20 protein-coding genes are annotated in these 21,704 nt (G+C 52.8%); 15 read left to right on the forward strand and 5 right to left on the reverse strand.

What is annotated here, in order from left to right; all coding sequences use genetic code 11:
• Positions 1–36 precede the first annotated feature (36 nt).
• From OGX89_RS17685 to adrA, 5 genes are all read left to right on the forward strand, one after another.
• Positions 37–1,233 (forward strand): multidrug efflux MFS transporter, encoded by a 1,197-nt coding sequence (locus OGX89_RS17685; RefSeq protein ID WP_003830951.1) that lies wholly within the window; start codon positions 37–39, stop codon positions 1,231–1,233.
• A gap of 248 nt (positions 1,234–1,481) precedes the next feature.
• A complete protein-coding gene (locus OGX89_RS17690; protein WP_003830953.1) occupies positions 1,482–1,724 on the forward strand; it encodes a sigma-S stabilization anti-adapter protein IraP in 243 nt (80 codons plus the stop codon).
• Between the two features lie 104 nt (positions 1,725–1,828).
• Entirely contained in the window at positions 1,829–3,244 is a 1,416-nt protein-coding gene (gene phoA / locus OGX89_RS17695; RefSeq protein WP_003830955.1) for an alkaline phosphatase, read from the forward strand.
• A gap of 97 nt (positions 3,245–3,341) precedes the next feature.
• Positions 3,342–3,662: a phosphate starvation-inducible protein PsiF gene (gene psiF / locus OGX89_RS17700; protein WP_003830956.1), complete on the forward strand. Its 321-nt coding sequence runs from the start codon at positions 3,342–3,344 to the stop codon at positions 3,660–3,662.
• Between the two features lie 91 nt (positions 3,663–3,753).
• Complete coding sequence (adrA, locus tag OGX89_RS17705; RefSeq protein ID WP_122973925.1) at positions 3,754–4,869, forward strand: diguanylate cyclase AdrA; 1,116 nt, start codon at positions 3,754–3,756, stop codon at positions 4,867–4,869.
• Positions 4,870–4,886: 17 nt separating this feature from the next.
• On the opposite strand, the gene proC is transcribed toward adrA, so the two are convergent.
• Complete coding sequence (gene proC / locus OGX89_RS17710) at positions 4,887–5,696, reverse strand: pyrroline-5-carboxylate reductase (RefSeq protein WP_003830958.1); 810 nt, start codon at positions 5,694–5,696, stop codon at positions 4,887–4,889.
• Between the two features lie 189 nt (positions 5,697–5,885).
• Here proC and OGX89_RS17715 point away from each other — a divergent pair, with 189 nt between their 5' ends.
• From OGX89_RS17715 to ppnP, 5 genes are all read left to right on the forward strand, one after another.
• Positions 5,886–6,341 (forward strand): YaiI/YqxD family protein, encoded by a 456-nt coding sequence (locus OGX89_RS17715; protein ID WP_003830959.1) that lies wholly within the window; start codon positions 5,886–5,888, stop codon positions 6,339–6,341.
• 186 nt (positions 6,342–6,527) lie between these two features.
• The gene (gene aroL, locus OGX89_RS17720; RefSeq protein WP_003830960.1) at positions 6,528–7,073 is read left to right on the forward strand and encodes a shikimate kinase AroL; all 546 of its coding nucleotides are present in this window, start codon (positions 6,528–6,530) and stop codon (positions 7,071–7,073) included.
• A 26-nt stretch (positions 7,074–7,099) separates the two neighbouring features.
• Entirely contained in the window at positions 7,100–7,291 is a 192-nt protein-coding gene (yaiA, locus tag OGX89_RS17725; protein ID WP_003830961.1) for a protein YaiA, read from the forward strand.
• A gap of 246 nt (positions 7,292–7,537) precedes the next feature.
• Positions 7,538–8,215, forward strand: a complete 678-nt coding sequence (locus tag OGX89_RS17730; RefSeq protein ID WP_003830963.1) for an AroM family protein — start codon at positions 7,538–7,540, stop codon at positions 8,213–8,215.
• A 71-nt stretch (positions 8,216–8,286) separates the two neighbouring features.
• The gene (gene ppnP, locus OGX89_RS17735; RefSeq protein ID WP_003021477.1) at positions 8,287–8,571 is read left to right on the forward strand and encodes a pyrimidine/purine nucleoside phosphorylase; all 285 of its coding nucleotides are present in this window, start codon (positions 8,287–8,289) and stop codon (positions 8,569–8,571) included.
• A gap of 50 nt (positions 8,572–8,621) precedes the next feature.
• Here the strand turns inward: ppnP and rdgC are convergent, their stop codons facing one another.
• Positions 8,622–9,533, reverse strand: coding sequence for a recombination-associated protein RdgC (gene rdgC, locus OGX89_RS17740; protein WP_003021479.1), 912 nt, complete (start codon positions 9,531–9,533; stop codon positions 8,622–8,624).
• Between the two features lie 91 nt (positions 9,534–9,624).
• On the opposite strand from rdgC, the gene mak reads away from it, so the two are divergent.
• A complete protein-coding gene (gene mak / locus OGX89_RS17745; protein WP_126955934.1) occupies positions 9,625–10,533 on the forward strand; it encodes a fructokinase in 909 nt (302 codons plus the stop codon).
• A 27-nt stretch (positions 10,534–10,560) separates the two neighbouring features.
• Here the strand turns inward: mak and araJ are convergent, their stop codons facing one another.
• The 3 genes from araJ to sbcD form a co-directional block, all read right to left on the reverse strand.
• The gene (gene araJ, locus OGX89_RS17750) at positions 10,561–11,733 is read right to left on the reverse strand and encodes an MFS transporter AraJ (protein WP_063941368.1); all 1,173 of its coding nucleotides are present in this window, start codon (positions 11,731–11,733) and stop codon (positions 10,561–10,563) included.
• 192 nt (positions 11,734–11,925) lie between these two features.
• Positions 11,926–15,069, reverse strand: a complete 3,144-nt coding sequence (gene sbcC / locus OGX89_RS17755; protein ID WP_126955933.1) for an exonuclease subunit SbcC — start codon at positions 15,067–15,069, stop codon at positions 11,926–11,928.
• The gene (sbcD, locus tag OGX89_RS17760; protein ID WP_126955932.1) at positions 15,066–16,268 is read right to left on the reverse strand and encodes an exonuclease subunit SbcD; all 1,203 of its coding nucleotides are present in this window, start codon (positions 16,266–16,268) and stop codon (positions 15,066–15,068) included. Before sbcD ends, sbcC begins: the two co-directional genes overlap by 4 nt.
• A gap of 190 nt (positions 16,269–16,458) precedes the next feature.
• Here sbcD and phoB point away from each other — a divergent pair, with 190 nt between their 5' ends.
• The 4 genes from phoB (at position 16,459) to proY (ending at position 21,674) form a co-directional block, all read left to right on the forward strand.
• On the forward strand, positions 16,459–17,148 hold the full coding sequence (phoB, locus tag OGX89_RS17765) for a phosphate response regulator transcription factor PhoB (protein WP_003830970.1): 690 nt from the start codon (positions 16,459–16,461) through the stop codon (positions 17,146–17,148).
• A gap of 50 nt (positions 17,149–17,198) precedes the next feature.
• Positions 17,199–18,494, forward strand: coding sequence for a phosphate regulon sensor histidine kinase PhoR (gene phoR / locus OGX89_RS17770; RefSeq protein WP_003830971.1), 1,296 nt, complete (start codon positions 17,199–17,201; stop codon positions 18,492–18,494).
• 405 nt (positions 18,495–18,899) lie between these two features.
• Positions 18,900–20,219: a branched-chain amino acid transporter carrier protein BrnQ gene (brnQ, locus tag OGX89_RS17775; RefSeq protein WP_003021501.1), complete on the forward strand. Its 1,320-nt coding sequence runs from the start codon at positions 18,900–18,902 to the stop codon at positions 20,217–20,219.
• 81 nt (positions 20,220–20,300) lie between these two features.
• On the forward strand, positions 20,301–21,674 hold the full coding sequence (gene proY / locus OGX89_RS17780; protein WP_003021504.1) for a proline-specific permease ProY: 1,374 nt from the start codon (positions 20,301–20,303) through the stop codon (positions 21,672–21,674).
• The last annotated feature ends 30 nt before the right edge of the window (positions 21,675–21,704 follow it).

Here is a 21,704-nt window from a genome sequence, read left to right on the forward strand (position 1 = left end):
CTCGCAGTTTTCAGCTACTTATCGTTATGAGTCCTTATGGAATCCTGGAGAGTTAACCTTATTTCCGTTTGGTTCGGGTGCTTTTTTACCGGACTGGCGATTAGCCAAATCTTGCCTTTTTTACCACTCTATATCTCCCAACTGGGCGTGACCTCGCATGAAGCGCTATCAATGTGGTCCGGATTAACGTTCAGCGTCACCTTCCTGATTTCAGCCATTGTTTCTCCGATGTGGGGCAGTCTGGCCGACCGCAAAGGACGCAAGCTGATGCTGCTGCGGGCCTCACTGGGGATGGCCATTGCGATTTTGCTCCAGGCATTTGCCACTAACGTCTGGCAGCTTTTTCTGCTGCGCGGGGTGATGGGGTTAACCTCCGGCTATATTCCTAATGCGATGGCGCTGGTTGCGTCACAGGTTCCACGCGAGCGCAGCGGCTGGGCGCTGAGTACGCTCTCTACGGCGCAAATTAGCGGCGTCATTGGCGGACCGCTGATGGGAGGCTTTATCGCCGATCATGTTGGCTTACGGGCGGTATTCTGTATTACCGCCGCCTTGCTGGTGGTGAGTTTTCTGGTCACACTGTTCTTGATCAAAGAGGGCGTTCGCCCGACGGTTAAAAAAAGTGAACGTCTGAGTGGGAAGGCCGTGTTTGCCTCGCTTTCGCATCCGGCGTTGGTGATCAGCCTGTTTTTTACAACCATGGTGATTCAACTGTGTAACGGTTCAATTGGGCCGATTCTGGCGCTGTTTATCAAATCGATGGTCCCAGATAGTTCGAATATTGCCTTTCTCAGCGGGCTGATAGCCTCAGTACCGGGCATTTCTGCTCTGATTTCCGCGCCTCGACTGGGTAAATTAGGCGACCGTATTGGTACTGAGCGGATTTTAATGGCGACGTTAATCTTTGCGGTGGTGCTGTTTTTCGCCATGTCGTGGGTCACCACGCCGTTGCAGTTGGGAGTACTACGTTTTCTGCTTGGATTTGCCGACGGCGCGATGTTGCCGGCGGTGCAGACGCTGCTGGTGAAATACTCCAGCGACCAGATAACCGGGCGCATCTTTGGCTATAACCAGTCATTTATGTATCTCGGCAACGTCGCCGGGCCATTAATGGGGGCGACGGTTTCGGCAATGGCGGGGTTCCGTTGGGTGTTCATTGCTACAGCAAGCATTGTGCTTATCAATATCTGGCAACTGGCTATCGCGTTACGACGTCGGCGCGGGGTTCGTTGAGTTCCTGATTAACAACGCTGCCTGTCAGCGTTGTTAATCCATAATTGCGTATTATATATTTGTGTGATTATTAATTTTCTTACCTTTTTATATTGAATCATTCTGCATCCAGACGCATTTACCCTTATTTTGTGTTGTGATTGTTTTCGCAAATCTTTTTATTCCTTATAAAAATACAACTTTCATCCTCTAGGCAGTTGTGAGCCTTAATGATAACGTGGCCCATATTTTGTTAAGGGAATAAGCAAATGAAAAACCTCGTCACTGAGTTGTTACTTAAGCTCGCGCAAAAAGAAGAAGAGTCGCAAGATCTGGCGGCACAGGTCGAAACGTTGGAACGGGTAATCATCGAAATGCTGCGCAATATGGCGTGGAACGATCGGCAAATATTTATTCGTCAAATTGAGGGGGCGCTGGCTGATGTAAACCACATGCCCGCGTTTCTGACGAACATACATAGCGCTTGCGAGGGCGTACAAAAAGCGTTTTGAACCCTCTGTGGCGGGACACCCACAAATTATCATAAAAGTGTCACATCAAATACTTATAGTCGCTTTGTTTTAATTTTACCGTATTTATACATGGAGAATATAAAGTGAAACAAAGCGCACTCGCGATTGCCCTGTTACCTTTGCTGTTTACCCCGGTTATTAATGCAGAAACATCTACTGTAGCGGTTATGGATAATCGTGCCGCTCAAGGTGATATCACCACGCCGGGTGGCGCTCGCCGATTGTCTGCCGATCAAACGGCGGCTCTGCGCGAATCCCTGAACGATAAACCAGCCAAAAATATTATTTTGCTGATTGGCGATGGGATGGGCGATTCCGAAATAACGGCAGCGCGAAATTATGCTGAAGGCGCGGGCGGCTTTTTTAAAGGTATTGATGCTTTACCGCTGACCGGGCAATACACGCATTATGCGTTGGATAAGAAAACAGGGAAACCTGATTATGTGACAGATTCAGCAGCATCCGCGACGGCGTGGACGACCGGCGTTAAAACTTACAATGGTGCTCTGGGCGTTGATATTCGTGAAAAAGATCACGCCACTATTCTGGAAATGGCCAAAGCGGCAGGTCTGGCGACAGGCAACGTTTCCACGGCTGAATTGCAGGATGCCACCCCGGCCGCACTGGTTGCCCATGTCACTTCGCGTAAATGCTATGGCCCGAGCGTGACGGCTGAAAAATGCCCGACGAACGCGCTGGAAAAAGGCGGTAAAGGGTCGATTACCGAACAATTATTGAATGCCCGTGCGGATGTTACGTTAGGCGGCGGAGCAAAAACATTTACTGAAACCGCTACGGCAGGTGAGTGGCAGGGTAAAACGCTGCGTGAGCAAGCACAGGCTCGCGGTTATCAAATGGTGAGCGATGCCGCGACGTTGGCGGCGATTACCGAAGCGAATCAGGATAAACCGCTGTTGGGTCTGTTCTCAGACGGTAATATGCCAGTGCGTTGGGAAGGGCCGAAAGCGTCTTATCACGGGAATCTGGATAAGCCGGTAGTAACCTGTACGCCAAATCCAAAACGTAACGACAGCGTGCCAACGCTGGCGCAGATGACGGATAAAGCGATTGAGCTGTTAAGCAAGAATGAGAAAGGTTTCTTCCTGCAAGTAGAAGGCGCGTCAATCGACAAACAAGATCATGCCGCTAACCCGTGTGGTCAAATTGGTGAAACGGTCGATCTGGATGAAGCGGTGCAGCGTGCTCTTGCTTTTGCGAAGAAAGATGGCAACACCCTGGTTGTGGTAACCGCTGACCACGCACATGCCAGCCAGATCGTCGCACCGGATACCAAAGCACCCGGTTTAACGCAAGCGCTGAACACCAAAGATGGCGCGGTGATGGTCATTAGTTATGGCAACTCTGAAGAAGAGTCCCAGGAGCACACCGGCAGCCAACTGCGTATTGCAGCCTATGGCCCCCATGCGGCGAATGTGGTTGGCCTGACCGATCAAACCGATCTGTTTTACACCATGAAAGCGGCGTTAGGACTGAAATAAGCTGACACCCGACGGCAATACTTTTGCCGTTGGGTGGTATTTTTATCGTTAGCAGCCAAACTTACCTGTGTGTCGTCGTTCAGAAAAGGATGGTGCTATGAAAATTACATTATTAATGACGTTACTCTTTGGCCTTATTTTTTTAACTACAGTCGGTGCTGCCGAGAAGACGTTAACCCCGCAACAACAGCGTATGACCACCTGCAATCAGCAGGCAACGGCGCAGACCTTAAAAGGGGATGCGCGTAAGACCTACATGAGTGATTGCCTGAAAAACAGTAAATCTGCGCCTGAGGAAAAGAGCCTGACGCCGCAGCAGCAGAAAATGCGTGAATGCAACGTCAAGGCGACGGAACAGTCGCTGAAAGGCGATGATCGTAATAAGTTTATGAGCGCTTGCCTGAAAAAATCTGCTTAGCACTTCCGGGTGAGCAGGTAAAATCGCTCACCCGAAATATCATACTTCCGCCACCAGACCCCTTCCTATAATTTGGGAAATTTGTTTCAGAATATTCCCAAATACGATGAATGATGAAAACTTTTATCAAAAGAAGGTCGTCCCGAATGAAGCATTTATATTGCTTCATCAAAATGACCACCAACGTTCCGGTCTGCGATTTGCCCGACGAATCAGGCTGCCGCGAGCGGTGGGACTGGGGGGAATGTTTTTCCCTATCGCGTCGGTATTAGTTTCTCAGCCAATAACCGGAGGCTGGTGGCTTTTGCTGGTGGGATGGGCGTTTGTCTGGCCGCATCTGGCATGGCAATTGGCAAGTAAAGCTATCGATCCACTGCATAGCGAATATACCAACTTAAAAGCCGATGCCATCCTCGCCGGGATGTGGATGGGGATTATGGGGATAAACTTGCTGCCATCCACGGCGCTGTTGATGATTATCTGTATCAACCTGATGGGCGCAGGGGGGATGCGTGTCTTCATCGCAGGTGCCGTGTTGATGGTGGTTTCATGCCTGGTGACGTTACAGTTAACGGATATCCCCGTGGCTTTTAGCAGTACGCAACTGGGCGTGCTGCTGTCGCTGCCGGTGTTAGTGGTTTACCCGTTGCTGTTTGCCTGGGTGAGTTACCAGACACTCATCAGGCTGGCAGAACATAAACGCCGCTTACAGGTTATGAGTACGCGAGATGGGATGACCGGGGTGTATAACCGACGCCATTGGGAACTGTTGCTGCGAAATGAATTTGATAATTGCCGCCGCCATCAGCGTGATGCCACGCTCCTTATCATCGATATCGACCATTTTAAGAGTATCAATGATACCTGGGGCCATGACGTCGGGGATCAGGCCATTGTTGCACTGACCCGCCAGTTACAGATGACCTTACGCGGTAGCGATGTGATTGGTCGCTTTGGCGGTGACGAGTTTGCGGTAATCATGTGTGGCACGTCAGCGAGCAGCGCGATTGCAGCGATGTCACGTGTTCACGAACGGCTTACCCAACTGCGTTTATCCTGCGCGCCGCAGGTTGACCTGCGCATTAGCGTGGGCGTTGCGCCGCTGACATCTGAAACTGAACACTATCGAGAATGGTTAAAATCAGCAGATATGGCTCTCTACAAAGCAAAGAATTCCGGACGTAACCGCACTGAAGCGGCGGCCTGACGTCCGGCGGTGTTAACTCAGGAGCGGCTGAGTTTTTCCGACTGCTCCATGCACTTAATCATCGCTTCAATCACCGATGAACGGAAACCGCGTTCTTCCAGGACGCGTACCGCCTCAATGGTGGTTCCACCCGGCGAGCACACCATATCCTTTAATTCGCCTGGATGTTTACCCGTTTCCAGCACCATCTTCGCCGAACCCATTACCGCTTGTGCTGCAAATTTATAAGCCTGCGCGCGGGGCATCCCCCCCTGAACGGCGGCATCTGCCATCGCTTCGATAAACATAAATACATAGGCCGGTGCTGAACCGCTGACGCCAACGACCGGATGAATCATTGCCTCCGCAATGACTTCAGCTTCGCCAAAGCAGCGGAAGATATTGAGCACGTCGGCCGTATCTTCCGGCGTGACTAAGGCGTTTGGCGTGACGGAGGTCATTCCGGCGTTCACCAGTGATGGCGTGTTTGGCATCGCGCGAATGATTTTACGGTCATGACCCAGCGCGCGAGCGAGCTGATCGAGGGTGACGCCCGCGGCAATCGAAACGACAAGGGAGTCTTTGTTCAGGCTGGAGGTAATTTCGCTCAGCACCTTAATCATAATGCCTGGCTTTACGGCCCCAAAAACAATATCAGCGATCTGCGCGACTTCTTGTGCAGACTGCGCCGCATTAATGCCGTACTGGTCGTGTAGTGCGGCGACCTTATCGGAGGAAGGGGTGTAGACCCAGATTTGTCCGGGGAGAACCTGACCGCTGGCGATCATGCCGCCAAGAATGGCTTTGCCCATATTACCGCAGCCGATAAAACCAATTTTCTTGTCCATCTTGTCACTCCCTATGGATGATATTCATTGTTTTATACCCTAAATACTTCAAGTTACTTGAAGTATTTAGGGTAAATCTGGGAAAGGTAAGCTTAGCGCGGAATGAATATGTTCAGAAGGAGAAACAGCACTTTGCCTGAAAGTAAAAGCACGCGACAATGTGCGACAGCACACCAGTGGGGAGAAGTTATGACAATATGGGTGGATGCCGATGCGTGTCCGAATGTGATTAAAGACATTTTGTACCGCGCCTCTGAGCGCATGCAAATGCCGCTTGTTTTAGTGGCCAACCAAAGCCTGCGCGTCCCGCCTTCGCGTTTCATCAGCACATTACGTGTGCCTGCGGGCTTTGACGTGGCTGATAACGAGATTGTGCGTCAGTGCAGCGCCGGTGATTTAGTGATAACGGCAGATATTCCGCTGGCGGCTGAAGTGATTGAAAAAGGTGCGGCGGCGCTTAACCCGCGTGGCGAACGTTATACCGACGCGACGATCCGTGAGCGTCTGATGATGCGTGATTTTATGGATACACTGCGTGCCAGCGGTATTCAGACCGGGGGGCCGGATAGCCTTTCGCCCCGCGACAGACAGCATTTTGCGGCTGAACTGGATAAGTGGTGGCTGGAAGTTCAGCGTAGAAAATAGAGTGTGTAATTTATTATTTACACTTTATTCATTGTGAATTCTTGTTATAGTAGGGGTTAACTCACCTCGCCATTTCTTCTGTAATTTTTTATTTACAGTTTTGGCGGTGTACTAGTTTGATGATATGATTATATTTTTAACCGCATCAGATCCCGCTTGTTGGCGGCTCTCTGGGGAAATTCTGTGATGACGCAACCTCTTTTTCTTGTTGGCCCCCGGGGGTGTGGTAAGACGACAACCGGTATGGCGCTGGCAAAGGCTATTGATTTCCAGTTCGTTGATACCGATCGCTGGTTGCAATCGCACGTGCAAATGACCGTGGCGGAAATCGTCGAAAGAGAAGGATGGGAAGGGTTTCGTGCCCAGGAAACGACCGCTCTGCAGGCTGTCACAGCTCCTGCCACGGTTGTTGCGACCGGCGGCGGTATCATTCTTACCGAATTTAATCGCCGCTACATGCGCAGCCACGGCGTGGTTATCTATCTAAGCGCACCGGTATCGGTACTGGTTGATCGTCTGGAGGCCACGCCTGAAGAAGGATTACGACCGACTCTAACCGGCAAGCCGTTGACCGAAGAGGTTCAGGAAGTGCTCGCCCAGCGCGATGTTTTGTATCGCGAGGCTGCGCACTATATCGTTGATGCCACCAATCCGCCTTCGCAGGTAGTGGAAGACATTCTTGGAATACTGGCGCAGGCAGCGCCACGGTTGCAGGGCGGTGTCTATACTTAATGTTCATCCAGTTAAAAGGAAGAACTATGCCGACACAACCACCTTACCCACGTCAAGCGACCATTGTTACGGTTGAAAAAGGGGCGCCAGGCCAGACGGTAACCTGGTATCAACTTCGTGCCGATCACCCTAAACCGAATTCGTTGATCAGTGAGCATCCTTCAGCTCAGGAAGCGATGGATGCTAAAAAACGCTACGAAGACCCCGATAAAACCTGATATGAAGACCGCTCTGGCACGATTCTTAAAAGTGCCAGTCCGGGCGTGCATCACATTATTTTAAATTTCGCCGTATACAGTAAAAATTGAAAATTAAACAATAACAATCCAGTACTGGAATGATCTGGAATCTTTACACAATACACCGCCGATCTACTGCTACGCTTTTGAGCATTCGTAGCACAGGTCAGCGCCCGGCACTTATCCGGGATTTCACAGCAAAGTAAGAAGACGGTGGAGCAACAAATGAGTACGTCGTTGGCTATCCTCACGATTGGCGTTGTGCCGATGTGTGAGATGTTACCGCTCCTGACGGAATATATTGATGAACAGCACATTACTCACCACAGTCTGCTGGGGCAGATGCAGCGAGAAGATGTGATGGCCGAGTACGGGGCTTCACCCGGTGACGAGCTGTTATTAACACTGCTTAGCGACCACCAACTTGCTCATGTCTCACGTCAGAAAGTGGAACGCTCGCTGCAAAGCATTGTGGAGGTTCTCGATAATCAGGGATTTGATGTGATCCTGCTGATGAGTACCGCCTCAATCACCCGTCTGACCGCCCGCAATAGTATCTTGTTGGAACCCATACGCATTATTCCCCCGTTAGTGGCTTCAATTGTCGAAGGGCATCAGGTTGGGGTCATTGTACCTGTTGCTGAATTGCTCAAAGCCCAGACACAAAAGTGGCAGGTGTTACAAACTCCGCCAGTGTACGCCGTGGCGAATCCAGTAGAAGGTTCCGAACAACAGCTGATTGATGCCGGGAAATATCTCCTTGAGCAAGGTGCTGATGTTCTTATGCTGGACTGCCTGGGGTTTCATCAACGTCATCGTGATTTACTGCAAAAGTCGCTGGATGTCCCGGTTCTGTTGTCCAATGTGTTGATTGCTCGACTGGCTTCGGAATTGCTGGCGTAATTTTGCGTGACAGGTGGAACGTCAGCCCCCTATATTGGTTCCTAACTTAATCACGAGATAGGGCCAGTTGTATGCTTCAAAGTAATGAATACTTTTCCGGCAAAGTAAAATCGATCGGTTTTACCAGCAGCAGTACTGGCCGCGCCAGTGTAGGTGTGATGGCTGAAGGTGAATATACCTTTGGTACTGCGGCGCCTGAAGAGATGACGGTAGTTAGTGGCGCACTGAACGTGCTGCTGCCAGGGGAAACCGAGTGGAAAGTGTATGCCGCAGGAGACGTGTTTAACGTACCGGGCAACAGCGAGTTTCATCTGCAGGTAGCAGAGCCAACATCCTATCTTTGCCGTTACCTGTAAGCGTAAAAATGACGAATGGCGATATTGAGTCGCCATTCGCTAAACACGGCTTAACGTTGCGCTTCGCCGCCTAATCCTTCCACCAGACTTTTAATCAGCGCCGCCAGTTCACCTGTCATCAGGATGAAATCGGCATCAAAACGCTGAGCATAATCTTCGCGGTCGATATCTTCATTCTGATCGCGCAGCTCGTCGCTGAACTTCAGGCGCTTAATGGAGCCGTCGTCACACATAACGAACTGAATGCGCTGCTGCCAGTCGAGGGCCAGCTTGGTGACCAGTTTGCCCGCTTCGATATGCACGGCGATTTCGTCGCAGACCAGATCCTGCTTTTTCGCGCGGATCACACCGCCGTCTTCAAGGATCGCTTTCAGTTCAGCTTCATCCAGCAGTTGGAAGCCCTGCGCCGTGGTGCCGGAGCGAACCCATTCGGTCAGCGTCAGCTCAATAGGGTTTTCCATCGTCAACGGAACGACCGGCAGCGAACCGAGACTCTTACGCAGCAGCGCCAGCGTATCTTCGGCTTTTTTCGCGCTCGCACAATCAACCATGATCAGATCGTTGACGGTATCGATCCACATCATTGTCTGGCTGAAGCGGCTAAAGGCGCGCGGCAGCAATGAGTGCAGAACTTCATCTTTCAGCGAGTCTTTTTCGGTCTTCTTAAGTTTGCGACCTTGCTCAGCTTCCAGTTTGAATATTTTGGCTTCCAGCGCCTGTTTGATAACCGGCGACGGCAGAATTTTTTCTTCTTTGCGGGCGCAGATAATAATTTGGCCATTGGCGGTATGCGTTAATGCATCGCTGTGCGATCCCATCGGCGGAACCCAGCCCATTTTTGCCATATCCTGGCTACCGCAAGGGGTGAACGTCATTGATGCCAGCTGTTTTTCCATCTCTTCGGCTCGCAAAGAAACATCGCGGCTAAGACGGTAAACCATTAAATTTTTGAACCACAGCATGATAATTTCCACGGCCTTGTCGTTAAATCCAGCGGGCATGATAGCGAATTGTCGCTATGCTTGCATTGTTAATCGGGAAGAGGAGCAAACAGTGCGTATAGGTATCGATTTGGGCGGTACGAAAACGGAAGTTATTGCGCTTGGCGATGCGGGCGAGCAGCTTTTTCGCCATCGCCTGCCCACGCCGCGTGATGATTATCGGCAAACGATAGAAACCATCGCCACGCTGGTGGAGATGGCGGAAAACGCCACCGGGCAGACGGGAACCGTGGGAATGGGCATTCCAGGTTCAATCTCGCCCTACACCGGGGTGGTAAAGAATGCCAACTCGACCTGGCTTAACGGACAACCTTTTGACAAAGACCTGAGTTCGCGTCTGAATCGCGAAGTGCGGTTGGCAAATGATGCCAACTGTCTGGCGGTTTCAGAAGCGGTGGATGGTGCGGCGGCGGGGGCGCAAACCGTGTTTGCGGTGATTATCGGCACTGGATGTGGCGCAGGCGTGGCACTGAATGGTCGGGCGCACACCGGCGGCAACGGTACCGCAGGGGAGTGGGGGCATAATCCGCTGCCGTGGATGGACGAAGATGAGCTGCGTTTTCGACAGGAAGTCTCCTGTTATTGTGGCAAGCAAGGCTGCATTGAAACCTTCATTTCCGGGACCGGTTTTGCCACCGACTACCAGCGTCTGAGCGGTAAGAAGCTCAAAGGTAATGAAATTATCAGCCTTGTTAATGCGCAGGATGCTCTTGCGGAGCAAGCGTTGAGCCGCTATGAGCTTCGTCTGGCGAAATCACTGGCTCATGTGGTGAATATTCTCGATCCGGACGTCATTGTGCTGGGTGGTGGAATGAGCAATGTCGACCGACTGTATCAAAACGTTCCGACGTTGATTAAGCAGTTTGTCTTTGGCGGCGAGTGCGAAACGCCTCTACGCAAGGCGCTACACGGGGATTCCAGCGGTGTACGCGGTGCGGCCTGGCTGTGGCCGCAGGAGTAATGTTCGCGTAGCCGGGTAGCGCAGATGCTATCCGGCAGCGTGTGTCATCTGGGGGACTGCGCGCTTCAGGCGACCGTACAGCAACAGTGACGACATCGCAGAAAACGACAGTAGTGCCGCCGGCAGTGTCACGTAGTTGTAGGCAAAGCCCAGCGTCAGCATCATGCCACCGCAATAAGCGCCAATCGCGCTGCCGAGGTTAAAGGCAATTTGCCCGCCAGCCGCACCCAGCAGCTCCCCTCCTTTAGCATTTTGCAGCAGTAAAATTTGCAGCGGCGCCGACAGGGCAAACAGGCCCGCGCAGCAAATAAAGGCGAAGGTCAGCGACGCGACTTTGATCCCGCCAAAGGCAAAGAGCAACAGCAGAGCCAGCACAATCACGAAGTCGGTTATCACCGCAATGCGCAGCGGCGTATAGCGACCAGACAGCCGACCGCTCAGCAGATTTCCCAACACCATTCCTAATCCTACCAGCATCATGATGAAGGTCATCAGCGATTCGGAGAAGCCGGAGATATACATCATGTACGGTTTGACGTAGCTGAACCAGGCGAAAACCCCGGCGTTACCGAACATGGTGGCGGAGAAAATGAGCCACGGGGCGGGGCTTTTCAAAAAGTGAAATTGTTCGCGCAGTTTTCCTTTTGCTTCATCGCTGATGTTGGGTACCCAAAAAGCGACCGAGACCATCACGGCGATATTAAAGACGGCAATCAGCAGGAACGTATAGCGCCAGCTAAATTCCTGACTCAGCCAGGTGCCGAAAGGAATGCCAACCAGATTGGCTACGGTCATCCCCGAAATCATACCCGCGACGGCGGCGGTGACTTTTCCCGGACGGGCGAGCTTCGACAGGATTATTGCGCCAACGCCAAAAAACGCACCATGCGGGAAGCCGGAGACCAGCCTGCCTACCGCCAGCATAAAATAGGAGGAGGAGAGGGTGAAGATGGCGTTGCCAATCACACACAGTGTGACCAGAAACAGCAGAATATGCTTGAGTGAAAAACGGCTGGAAAAGAGCGCAATAATGGGGGCGCCCAGCACCACGCCAAAGGCGTAAAACGAGATCATATGGCCAGCGGCAGGAATAGAAATTCCCACGTCCTGCGCCAGCTCGGTGAGAACGCCCATAATGCCAAACTCGGCCATGCCCAGCCCAAATGTTCCCAGCGCTAAAGAGAAAATGACTTTTTTCATACCACCTGCCAACAAGAAAGACGCAGGATGTGCGTCATAGCGGCGAACGTTCGCCGCCAATAGCGATAGCTTGCGGATAAGCGAAGTGGAATGCCATTTCATATCCGTCCCTGAGTATGCAATATTGTGCTACATAGAGTGCCGGATGGCGCTAGCGCGTATCCGGCCTGTGACACCACATCCGCTGGTCGATTACTCCACCGCAAACATCTTGTCGAGTTTGCTGTAGCCCAGACCGTTGATTTTTTTCACCTTGATCTGCACCGGAATGCGTTCTTTCATTGCTTCGACGTGGCTGATGACGCCAATGGTTTTACCGGTAGCGTTGAGCGCATCCAGCGCGTCCAGAGCGGTATCCAGCGTTTCACTGTCCAGCGTGCCGAAGCCTTCGTCGAGGAACAGGGAGTCAATTCGTGTTTTGTGGCTGACCAGATCGGATAATGCCAGCGCCAGCGCCAGACTCACCAGGAAGCTCTCGCCGCCGGAAAGCGTACGCGTGTCACGCACCGCATCGGCCTGCCAGGTATCAACCACTTCCAGCTCTAACGCTTCGCTGGCCTTGCGCTGCAACAAATAGCGACCGTGCAGACGGGTTAACTGGTTGTTGGCAAGCCAGACGAGGTTATCCAGCGTCAGCCCCTGGGCAAATTTGCGGAACTTATCTCCCTCTTTCGAGCCGATCAGCGCATTCAAATACCCCCAGTCTTCGACCTGCTGTGCGACTTTTTCAATCTCCTGCATCAGCGCCTGCTGCTGCTGGCGGTTTTCAGCATCTTGCTTAAGCTGCTGGCGAATTTCGCCCTGACGAGTCGTGTTATCGCGTAGCAGCTGGGTGAGCTGCGCCAGCGCGTCGTGTAGATGTTGTGCGGTAAGCGAGAGATCTACCCCGGTTGGTTGCTGCTGTTGATGAGTCGCCAGCGCCTGCTGGGCCTGATTAAGCAGCGTTTGTGCCTGTTGTTGCTGGCTTTCCAGCGATTGCTTCAACTGCTCAAGACGGTTGAAAGTCTCTTCATCCAGCAGGGCGGCAATAAAGGCGTCACGATTGTCAAAGATACTGGCCTGCAATGCGGCATTAAATTGTGCCTGAATGTCTGCGGCGCGCTGAACGTCCTGCGCCTCCTGCTGTTGCAAGGTTTGCCACTGTCCCTGTAAAGAGAGGCAATCGTCGTGCACCTGCCGCCAGTTTTCCAGCGACAAATCCTCAATGTCTTCAGAAAGCGCCTCGGTTTCTGGCAGCGTTTCCAGCAGCGGCGCAAGCTGGGCAATCCGGGCCTGTAACTCGGTCAGTTCATTCTGGCGCTGTTGCCACATTTGCGCTTCGTTCGCCCGTTCGCTTAGCCATGAGGCAACGTTATCCTCTGGCGGAAGGGCCAGACCATGACGGGCCAGCTCGACGGTTAGCATCGCCTGGCGCTGGTCAATATGCTGCTGGAGCTGGGTAATCTGCTCGGTATGGGCTGCGATTTGCGCCTGCAGGGTATGACGCAGGCTCAACTGGTGAAGCTGTTGTTCGTGCTCTTCCTGAGCGGCCAGCCACGGGGCAATGTCATCCTGCGGTTGTAGCGTGACGTTGAGGCTGGCGGTGACGGTCAGCCACTCTTGAGTAAGTGCTTGCTCCTCCTGAGAAAGCGTCTGTGCTTCGCGTTCATCCCGCTGAAGTTGCTGCGTGATCGCCTCAAGCTGGCCGCGTAACGTGGAACCTTCATCGGCCAGTGTTTTGACCTCTTTTTCCAGCGCTTCACGCCGCGTCTGATTCACGCTCAGTTCGAGCGTTTGATAGCGTTCAATCGCCGGATGTGCGGTGGAGCCGCATAGCGGGCAAGGCATGCCGGATTGCAATAATGCCCGTTGGCTTTCCAGATCTTTGATGCGGGCTTCCTGTTCGCAAATGACTTTTACATCGGTAAGTTGCTGATTTTTATCTTTATAGCGCTGACGTTTTTCGGCAAGCACCGCGTTGCGCTGAGTTAGCTCTTGCTGACGCTGTACAAGCGTGGCGCGTAACTGTGCCAGTTGCTTTTGCTTCGGGGCGATTTGCCCGTGCAGATTGCTCAGCCGCTGGCGTAGCGGACGAAGCTGCACATGTTGTGCCAACGCATCCGTTACCTCCTGCGGCGAAAGGGTCAGCGCGGGAAGCGTTAGTGCATTGAGCTTACGGGTGTCGTTCTCCCGCAACTGCTGCCACTGGCGTAGCTGGGCGCTGGCGTCGGACTGTTGCGCCAGAAGCGCTTTCCATCCTGCCAGTTCGCTACTCCATAAGCGGAAGCGGTCATGTTCGTTCAGCCAGTCGGTTAACGTCTGTTGTTCGGCGAGTATCGCGGTCGATTGCGTGTGCGCCTGCTGACGGATGCGCCCGCGCAGCGCTAAGCTGCTTTGTAAGCGAGTATTCACTTCCTGAATCTTCTGGCGCGTGCGCTCGATAGTAGCCGTTTGTTCCTGGATTCGCTCCCAGTGTGGGCGTAATGCTCTGGCTGGCTGCGCCAGGCTCAGCGCTGCCAGCTGCGGCTGCGCGTCTTCTTGCACCTGAAGTGCTGCCTGTAATGCCTGCTGGTGGCGGTTTATGTCCGTTTGAAGTTCATTTTGCCGAATAAGCCAGTTGAGGTGCTGTTGCTGGATTTGTTGGCTGGTAAGGTATTGTTTTTCTTCGTCAGTAAGTACCTGCAAACTTTCTGTCAGGGACTGCACCTGCTCTGGTGCTAACAGCGCAACGCCGCTGGCCTGGGCCTGCAGTTTTTCCAGTTCTGTACGCGCTGACTTGTGCTTTTCAAACACCATGGCGGAGATTTGGCCGTAGATCTCAGTACCGGTTAACTCTTCCAGCAGCTCGGCGCGCTCTTTCGGTTTGGCATTAAGAAAGGCGGCAAACTGCCCCTGAGACAGCAGCATCGAACGGGTAAAACGCCCGTAATCCAGCCCGGTAAGCTCGGCTGTCATCTCCAGCTTGTCTTTGACTTTATCGGCGAGGATTTTACCGTCGGCGCAGCGGGCCAGCTCTACGCGCGGGACCTGCAGGTTGCCCTCAGGCTGGTTGCGTGCCCGGTTCTGACTCCAGAATGCGCGGTAGGCTTCGCCGCGCACCTCAAACTCGACCTCGGCCAGACACTCCGCGGTGTCGCGGGTCATCAGGTCATTTTGCGACTGTGACACGGTATTCAGGCGTGGCGTTTCGTGGTACAGGGCGAGGCAAATCGCGTCCAGCAGGGTAGTTTTCCCCGCGCCCGTTGGCCCGGTGATGGCGAACAACCCGTTGCTGGCAAAAGGTTCTGCCGTGAAATCGACTTTCCATTCTCCCTTCAGGGAGTTGAGGTTCTTCAGGCGCAGGCTGAGAATTTTCATGCTTCACTCTCCCCTGCAAGCGTGTGTAAGGTTGCGCTAAACAGCTGATTCAACCGCTCGCGCTGAGGCTCTTCGAGCTCTTCCAGCGCCAGGCGGCGGTCAAAAACTTCCGTTACGCTTAGCTCGCTTAACGTTTCGCGTCGTTCACTGGCCATAATACGTTCACGTTGTTCCCGACTGCGGCGCACCAATAACACCTCGACCGGTAAATCTTCGGTTAAGGCCTGGATCTTACGTTGCATGTCATGCAGATAGTCGTCGGTGGTGATTTCAATATCCAGCCATATCGGCGGCTCTTGTGGTACGTTACGCCACTGTTCAAGCTGGGTGGTAATGGCAGCTAAATCGCCTTTCAGTACCGCAAGCGGCTGGGTGACCGGTACGGTGAGATTTTCAACGGCGCTGAGTTTCCCCGCTTCAAAGCTCACCAGATGTACACATTTGTTTTTGCCGCACTCGTCAAAACTGAGGGCAATCGGTGAACCGCAGTAGCGAATATGGTCCGTCCCGCCGATAACCTGCGCCCGGTGAATATGCCCCAGTGCGATGTAGTCCGCGGGTGGAAAGTTTTGCGCCGGAAAGGCGTCCAGCGTACCGATATAAATGTCACGTACGGCGTCACTTTTACTGGCGCCAACGGTGGTCAAATGCCCGGTCGCAATGATGGGCAGGTTTCGATCGCCACGCAGCGTGCAGGCGTCCTGATACTGCTGCTGGTAATAGTCGGTGATCGCCCCCAGCAGATGCTGCTGTTTTTCTTGTCCGGTTAGCCCGGCCTGGCTGGTAATGATGTCACGTGGTCGTAAGAAAGGAACCGGACACAGGATCGCTCCCGGCGTGCCATCACGTTGCGGCAGTACCTGCGGCGCATGGCCGGCGCTGGCAACGACCGTGGTGTTGAGAAACGCCAGAATATCGCGGGATTCATTGAGCGTGGCGACGGAATCGTGGTTGCCTGCCAGCACCACCAGATGACAGCCAGTTTGCTGCAGATTGACGACAAAACGGTTATACAGCTCACGGGCGTAGCTTGGCGGTGAGCCGGTATCGAAAATATCGCCAGCCACAATAATGGCATCCACCTGCTGGGATTGTGCCGTCTCCAGCAGCCAGTCGAGAAAGGCCTGATGTTCAGCGGCGCGGCTCTTGCTGTAGAAATTTTGGCCCAGATGCCAGTCAGACGTGTGAAGGATGCGCATAAGAGTTCCATGACGATAAAACAGTGGCGGGGATTATAACCTTTCAGGGACGGTAATATCTTGTCTCCGGGCTGTCATAATTCGTCTGGCTGCGTTAAACCTGGACTATCTTTTCATAAATCTGTCATAAAACTGACGCATAATGGCACCGTATTGATGGCAAACGATTTAATTATAAACAGGGCAAATCATGGCGAGACGTATTCTGGTCGTAGAAGATGAAGCTCCAATTCGTGAAATGGTCTGCTTCGTGCTCGAGCAAAACGGTTTTCAACCCGTAGAAGCCGAAGACTATGACAGTGCTGTGAACCAACTCAATGAACCCTGGCCGGATCTCGTCCTGCTTGACTGGATGCTTCCCGGCGGCTCGGGTCTACAGTTTATTAAGCATCTCAAGCGCGAAGCCATGACACGGGACATCCCCGTGATGATGCTGACGGCGAGGGGAGAAGAGGAAGATCGCGTCCGGGGTCTGGAAACCGGTGCGGATGACTATATTACCAAGCCGTTTTCTCCCAAGGAGCTGGTGGCGCGTATTAAAGCTGTGCTGCGTCGAATTTCCCCCATGGCGGTGGAAGAGGTGATTGAGATGCAGGGGCTGAGTCTTGATCCCACTTCGCATCGCGTGATGACCGGCGAAGAACCGCTGGATATGGGGCCGACCGAATTCAAACTGTTGCACTTCTTTATGACTCACCCCGAACGCGTATACAGTCGTGAACAACTCCTCAATCATGTCTGGGGAACCAATGTCTACGTGGAAGACCGGACAGTTGATGTGCATATCCGCCGATTACGTAAAGCGCTGGAGCACAGCGGACACGATCGTATGGTGCAGACAGTTCGCGGGACGGGATATCGTTTTTCGACCCGCTTTTGACTGACAAGAATCAGGGCCTGATGGATTAGGCCGTTTATGGAGTAAGACGTTTGCTAGAACGATTGTCATGGAAAAGGTTGGTACTGGAGCTGATCCTGTGCTGCATACCGGCATTTATCCTTAGCGCTTTTTTCGGTTACCTGCCCTGGTTTTTACTGGCGTCGGTAACGGGCCTGCTTATCTGGCATTTCTGGAATTTATTACGTTTATCCTGGTGGTTATGGGTCGACAGAAGTATGACGCCGCCACCGGGGCGAGGCAGTTGGGAGCCGTTGTTATATGGGCTGCATCAAATGCAGCTTCGCAACAAAAAGCGCCGTCGAGAACTGGGTAACCTGATTAAACGTTTTCGCAGCGGGGCGGAATCCCTACCCGACGCGGTGGTGTTGACCACCGAAGAAGGCGGTATCTTCTGGTGTAACGGACTGGCTCAGCAGGTTCTGGGACTGCGTTGGCCGGACGATAGCGGGCAAAATATTCTTAACCTGCTGCGCTACCCGGAATTCACACAATATCTGAAAACGCGCGATTTTAGCCGGCCAATCAATCTGGTGCTCAATACCGGACGGCATCTGGAAATTCGCGTGATGCCCTATACCGATAAGCAATTGTTGATGGTGGCGCGCGACGTTACCCAGATGCACCAACTGGAAGGTTCACGGCGTAACTTTTTCGCCAACGCCAGCCATGAGCTGCGCACACCGCTGACGGTGCTGCAAGGCTACCTGGAAATGATGCAGGAGCATCCGCTGGAAGGGACAACGCGCGAAAAAGCGCTGCATACCATGCGTGAACAAACGTACCGTATGGAAGGTCTGGTGAAACAGCTGCTGACGCTGTCAAAAATTGAAGCTGCGCCGACGTTGCAGCTGAATGAGAAAGTCGATGTGCCCATGATGCTGCGCGTGATCGAGCACGAAGCGCAAACCCTGAGCCAGCATAAACATACGTTTACCTTTGATGTCGATAACAGCCTGAACGTGCGAGGCAACGAGGAGCAGTTGCGTAGCGCTATCTCGAATCTCGTGTACAACGCGGTTAACCACACACCAGCGGGAACGCACATTACCGTACGCTGGCAGCATGTGGCGTCGGGGGCGGAGTTTTGCGTGGAAGACAACGGTCCGGGCATTGCCCCCGAGCATATACCACGTTTGACCGAGCGTTTTTATCGTGTGGATAAGGCGAGATCGCGACAAACGGGCGGTAGCGGGCTGGGTCTGGCTATCGTGAAACATGCGCTGCATCATCACGACAGCCGTTTGAACATCGAAAGCGAACCAGGCAAAGGGACGCGATTTAGTTTCATGATCCCGGAACGTTTCATTGCCAAAAGTAACGGCTAAGACGTATTCGTAAGATAATCTTTCCAAAAGCCAGCGCAAGCTGGTTTTTTTTATGTGGTCAATAGATGCCTCCTGAATTTTACGACGTTTGATTGTTTTTTGTTCGAATTATTACCCATACCTTTTTCCATGAAATGGTTTTTTGTGCTAACCCTATTTTTCATATCGCTATATTGTTCTGGTTTTTGGATCCCACCTTGCTTTAAAACGTTATAAGCGTTTAAATTGCGCTCCAGGTGCTGTCATACCGACTGCATTTACGCGGTAAATCGAAAAACTATTCTTCGCCGCGCCAGGTCGGGAGTGTTTCCCGCTGGAATTGAGCAAAAATGCCGCTGTATTGTCCCCCAGGGAAAGGCAAAAATTTACTATTTTCAACACCACATCCACAGGCAGTAAGACTTTATGACCCATCAGTTAAAATCGCGCGATATTATCGCTTTGGGATTTATGACATTTGCACTGTTCGTTGGTGCAGGTAACATCATCTTCCCCCCAATGGTTGGTTTGCAGGCAGGTGAACACGTCTGGACTGCGGCTTTTGGCTTTTTGATTACCGCCGTTGGCCTGCCGGTACTTACCGTTGTCGCGCTGGCGAAAGTCGGCGGTGGTGTGGACCGACTGAGCACGCCTATCGGTAAAGTTGCCGGTCTGCTGCTGGCGACCGTTTGCTATCTGGCCGTTGGGCCGTTATTTGCTACCCCGCGTACCGCGACGGTCTCTTTCGAAGTCGGGATTGCACCGCTGACTGGTGACTCTGCGCTGCCGCTGTTTATCTATAGTGTTATCTATTTCGCGATTGTCATTCTGGTTTCGCTTTATCCAGGCAAACTGCTGGATACGGTGGGTAATTTCCTGGCACCGCTGAAAATCCTGGCGCTGGTGGTCCTGTCTGTCGCTGCAATCGTCTGGCCTGCAGGCCCGATCAGTAATGCGATGGAAGCCTATCAAACTGCGGCGTTTTCTAATGGCTTCGTGAACGGGTATCTGACCATGGATACGCTGGGCGCGATGGTGTTTGGTATTGTTATCGTTAACGCCGCTCGCTCGCGTGGTGTTACTGAAGCGCGTCTGCTGACCCGTTACACCGTTTGGGCGGGTTTAATGGCGGGTGTGGGCTTAACGCTGCTGTATCTCGCGCTGTTCCGTCTGGGTTCAGATAGCGCGATTCTGGTCGATCAGTCTGCTAACGGCGCGGCGATTCTGCATGCGTATGTTCAGCACACCTTTGGCGGTGCAGGAAGCTTCCTGCTGGCGGCGCTGATTTTCATCGCTTGTCTGGTCACCGCGGTTGGCCTGACCTGCGCCTGCGCAGAGTTCTTTGCCCAGTACGTTCCACTGTCTTATCGTACGCTGGTATTTATCCTCGGCGGCTTCTCGATGGTGGTTTCTAACCTGGGTCTGAGCCATCTGATTCAGATCTCTATTCCGGTGCTGACGGCTATCTATCCGCCATGTATCGCACTGGTTGTATTAAGCTTTACCCGCTCATGGTGGCATAATTCTTCCCGCGTCATTGCACCTGCGATGTTTATCAGCCTGATTTTTGGTATCCTTGATGGCATTAAAGCTTCTGCAATTGGCGACGTGTTACCGGCCTGGACCCAGCGTTTACCGCTGGCGGAGCAGGGGCTGGCGTGGTTGATGCCAACAGTCGTGATGGTGGTCCTGGCAGTTATCTGGGATCGCGCCGCGGGTCGACAAGTGACCTCCAGCGCACACTAATATCACTGACAATAAGTTTTAACCACGGGGCTATTAACATGGCCCCGTGGTTTTTTTATTGTGTTAACAGGTTAGGAATCGATGGAAAGTAATAACAAGCTAAAGCGTGGGCTGAGCACCCGGCACATCCGCTTTATGGCATTAGGTTCAGCAATTGGTACCGGGCTGTTTTACGGCTCGGCCGACGCCATCAAAATGGCGGGGCCAAGCGTGTTGCTGGCCTATATTATCGGCGGTGTCGCAGCGTACATTATTATGCGTGCGCTGGGCGAAATGTCTGTTCATAACCCGGCAGCCAGCTCCTTCTCGCGCTATGCGCAGGAAAACCTCGGACCGCTGGCAGGCTACATTACCGGCTGGACCTACTGTTTTGAAATCCTGATTGTCGCCATTGCCGACGTGACAGCCTTCGGCATATACATGGGCGTCTGGTTCCCGGCGGTACCGCACTGGATTTGGGTACTCAGCGTGGTGCTGATTATCTGCGCCATCAACCTGATGAGCGTGAAGGTGTTTGGTGAGCTGGAGTTCTGGTTCTCGTTCTTCAAAGTCGCCACCATTATCATCATGATTGTTGCCGGTTTCGGTATCATCATTTGGGGGATTGGCAACGGCGGACAACCAACCGGTATCCATAACTTATGGAGCAACGGTGGCTTCTTCAGCAACGGCTGGCTCGGCATGGTGATGTCGCTGCAAATGGTGATGTTTGCCTATGGCGGGATTGAGATTATCGGGATTACCGCAGGCGAAGCCAAAGATCCGGAAAAATCTATTCCGCGCGCCATCAATTCCGTACCAATGCGTATCCTGGTGTTTTATGTGGGGACGCTGTTCGTCATTATGTCTATCTACCCGTGGAACCAGGTGGGTACCGACGGTAGCCCGTTCGTTATGACGTTCCAGCATATGGGTATTACCTTTGCTGCCGGAATCCTCAACTTTGTGGTTCTGACTGCGTCGCTGTCGGCTATTAACTCTGACGTCTTCGGTGTGGGGCGTATGCTGCACGGCATGGCGGAGCAGGGCAGTGCCCCGAAAATGTTCGCCAAGACGTCGCGTCGTGGCGTGCCATGGGTGACGGTAATGGTGATGACTATCGCGCTGCTGTTTGCGGTGTATCTTAACTACATCATGCCGGAAAACGTCTTCCTGGTGATCGCCTCTTTGGCGACTTTCGCCACGGTATGGGTGTGGATTATGATCCTGTTGTCGCAGATTGCTTTCCGTCGTCGTCTGCCGCCGGAAGAGGTCAAAGCGCTGAAATTTAAAGTACCGGGTGGGGTAACGACGACTGTTGTTGGCCTAATTTTCCTGGTCTTTATCATCGCGCTCATCGGCTATCATCCGGATACCCGCATTTCGCTGTACGTCGGCTTTGCGTGGATTGTTCTGCTGCTGGTCGGCTGGGGATTCAAGCGCCGTCGCGAGCGCCAACTGGCTGAAGCACAGTAATATTTTTGCCGGGTAGCTTTGCGTTACCCG

This window comes from Citrobacter sp. Cpo103, assembly GCF_030332605.1.
Taxonomy (GTDB): Bacteria; Pseudomonadota; Gammaproteobacteria; order Enterobacterales; family Enterobacteriaceae; genus Citrobacter; species Citrobacter portucalensis.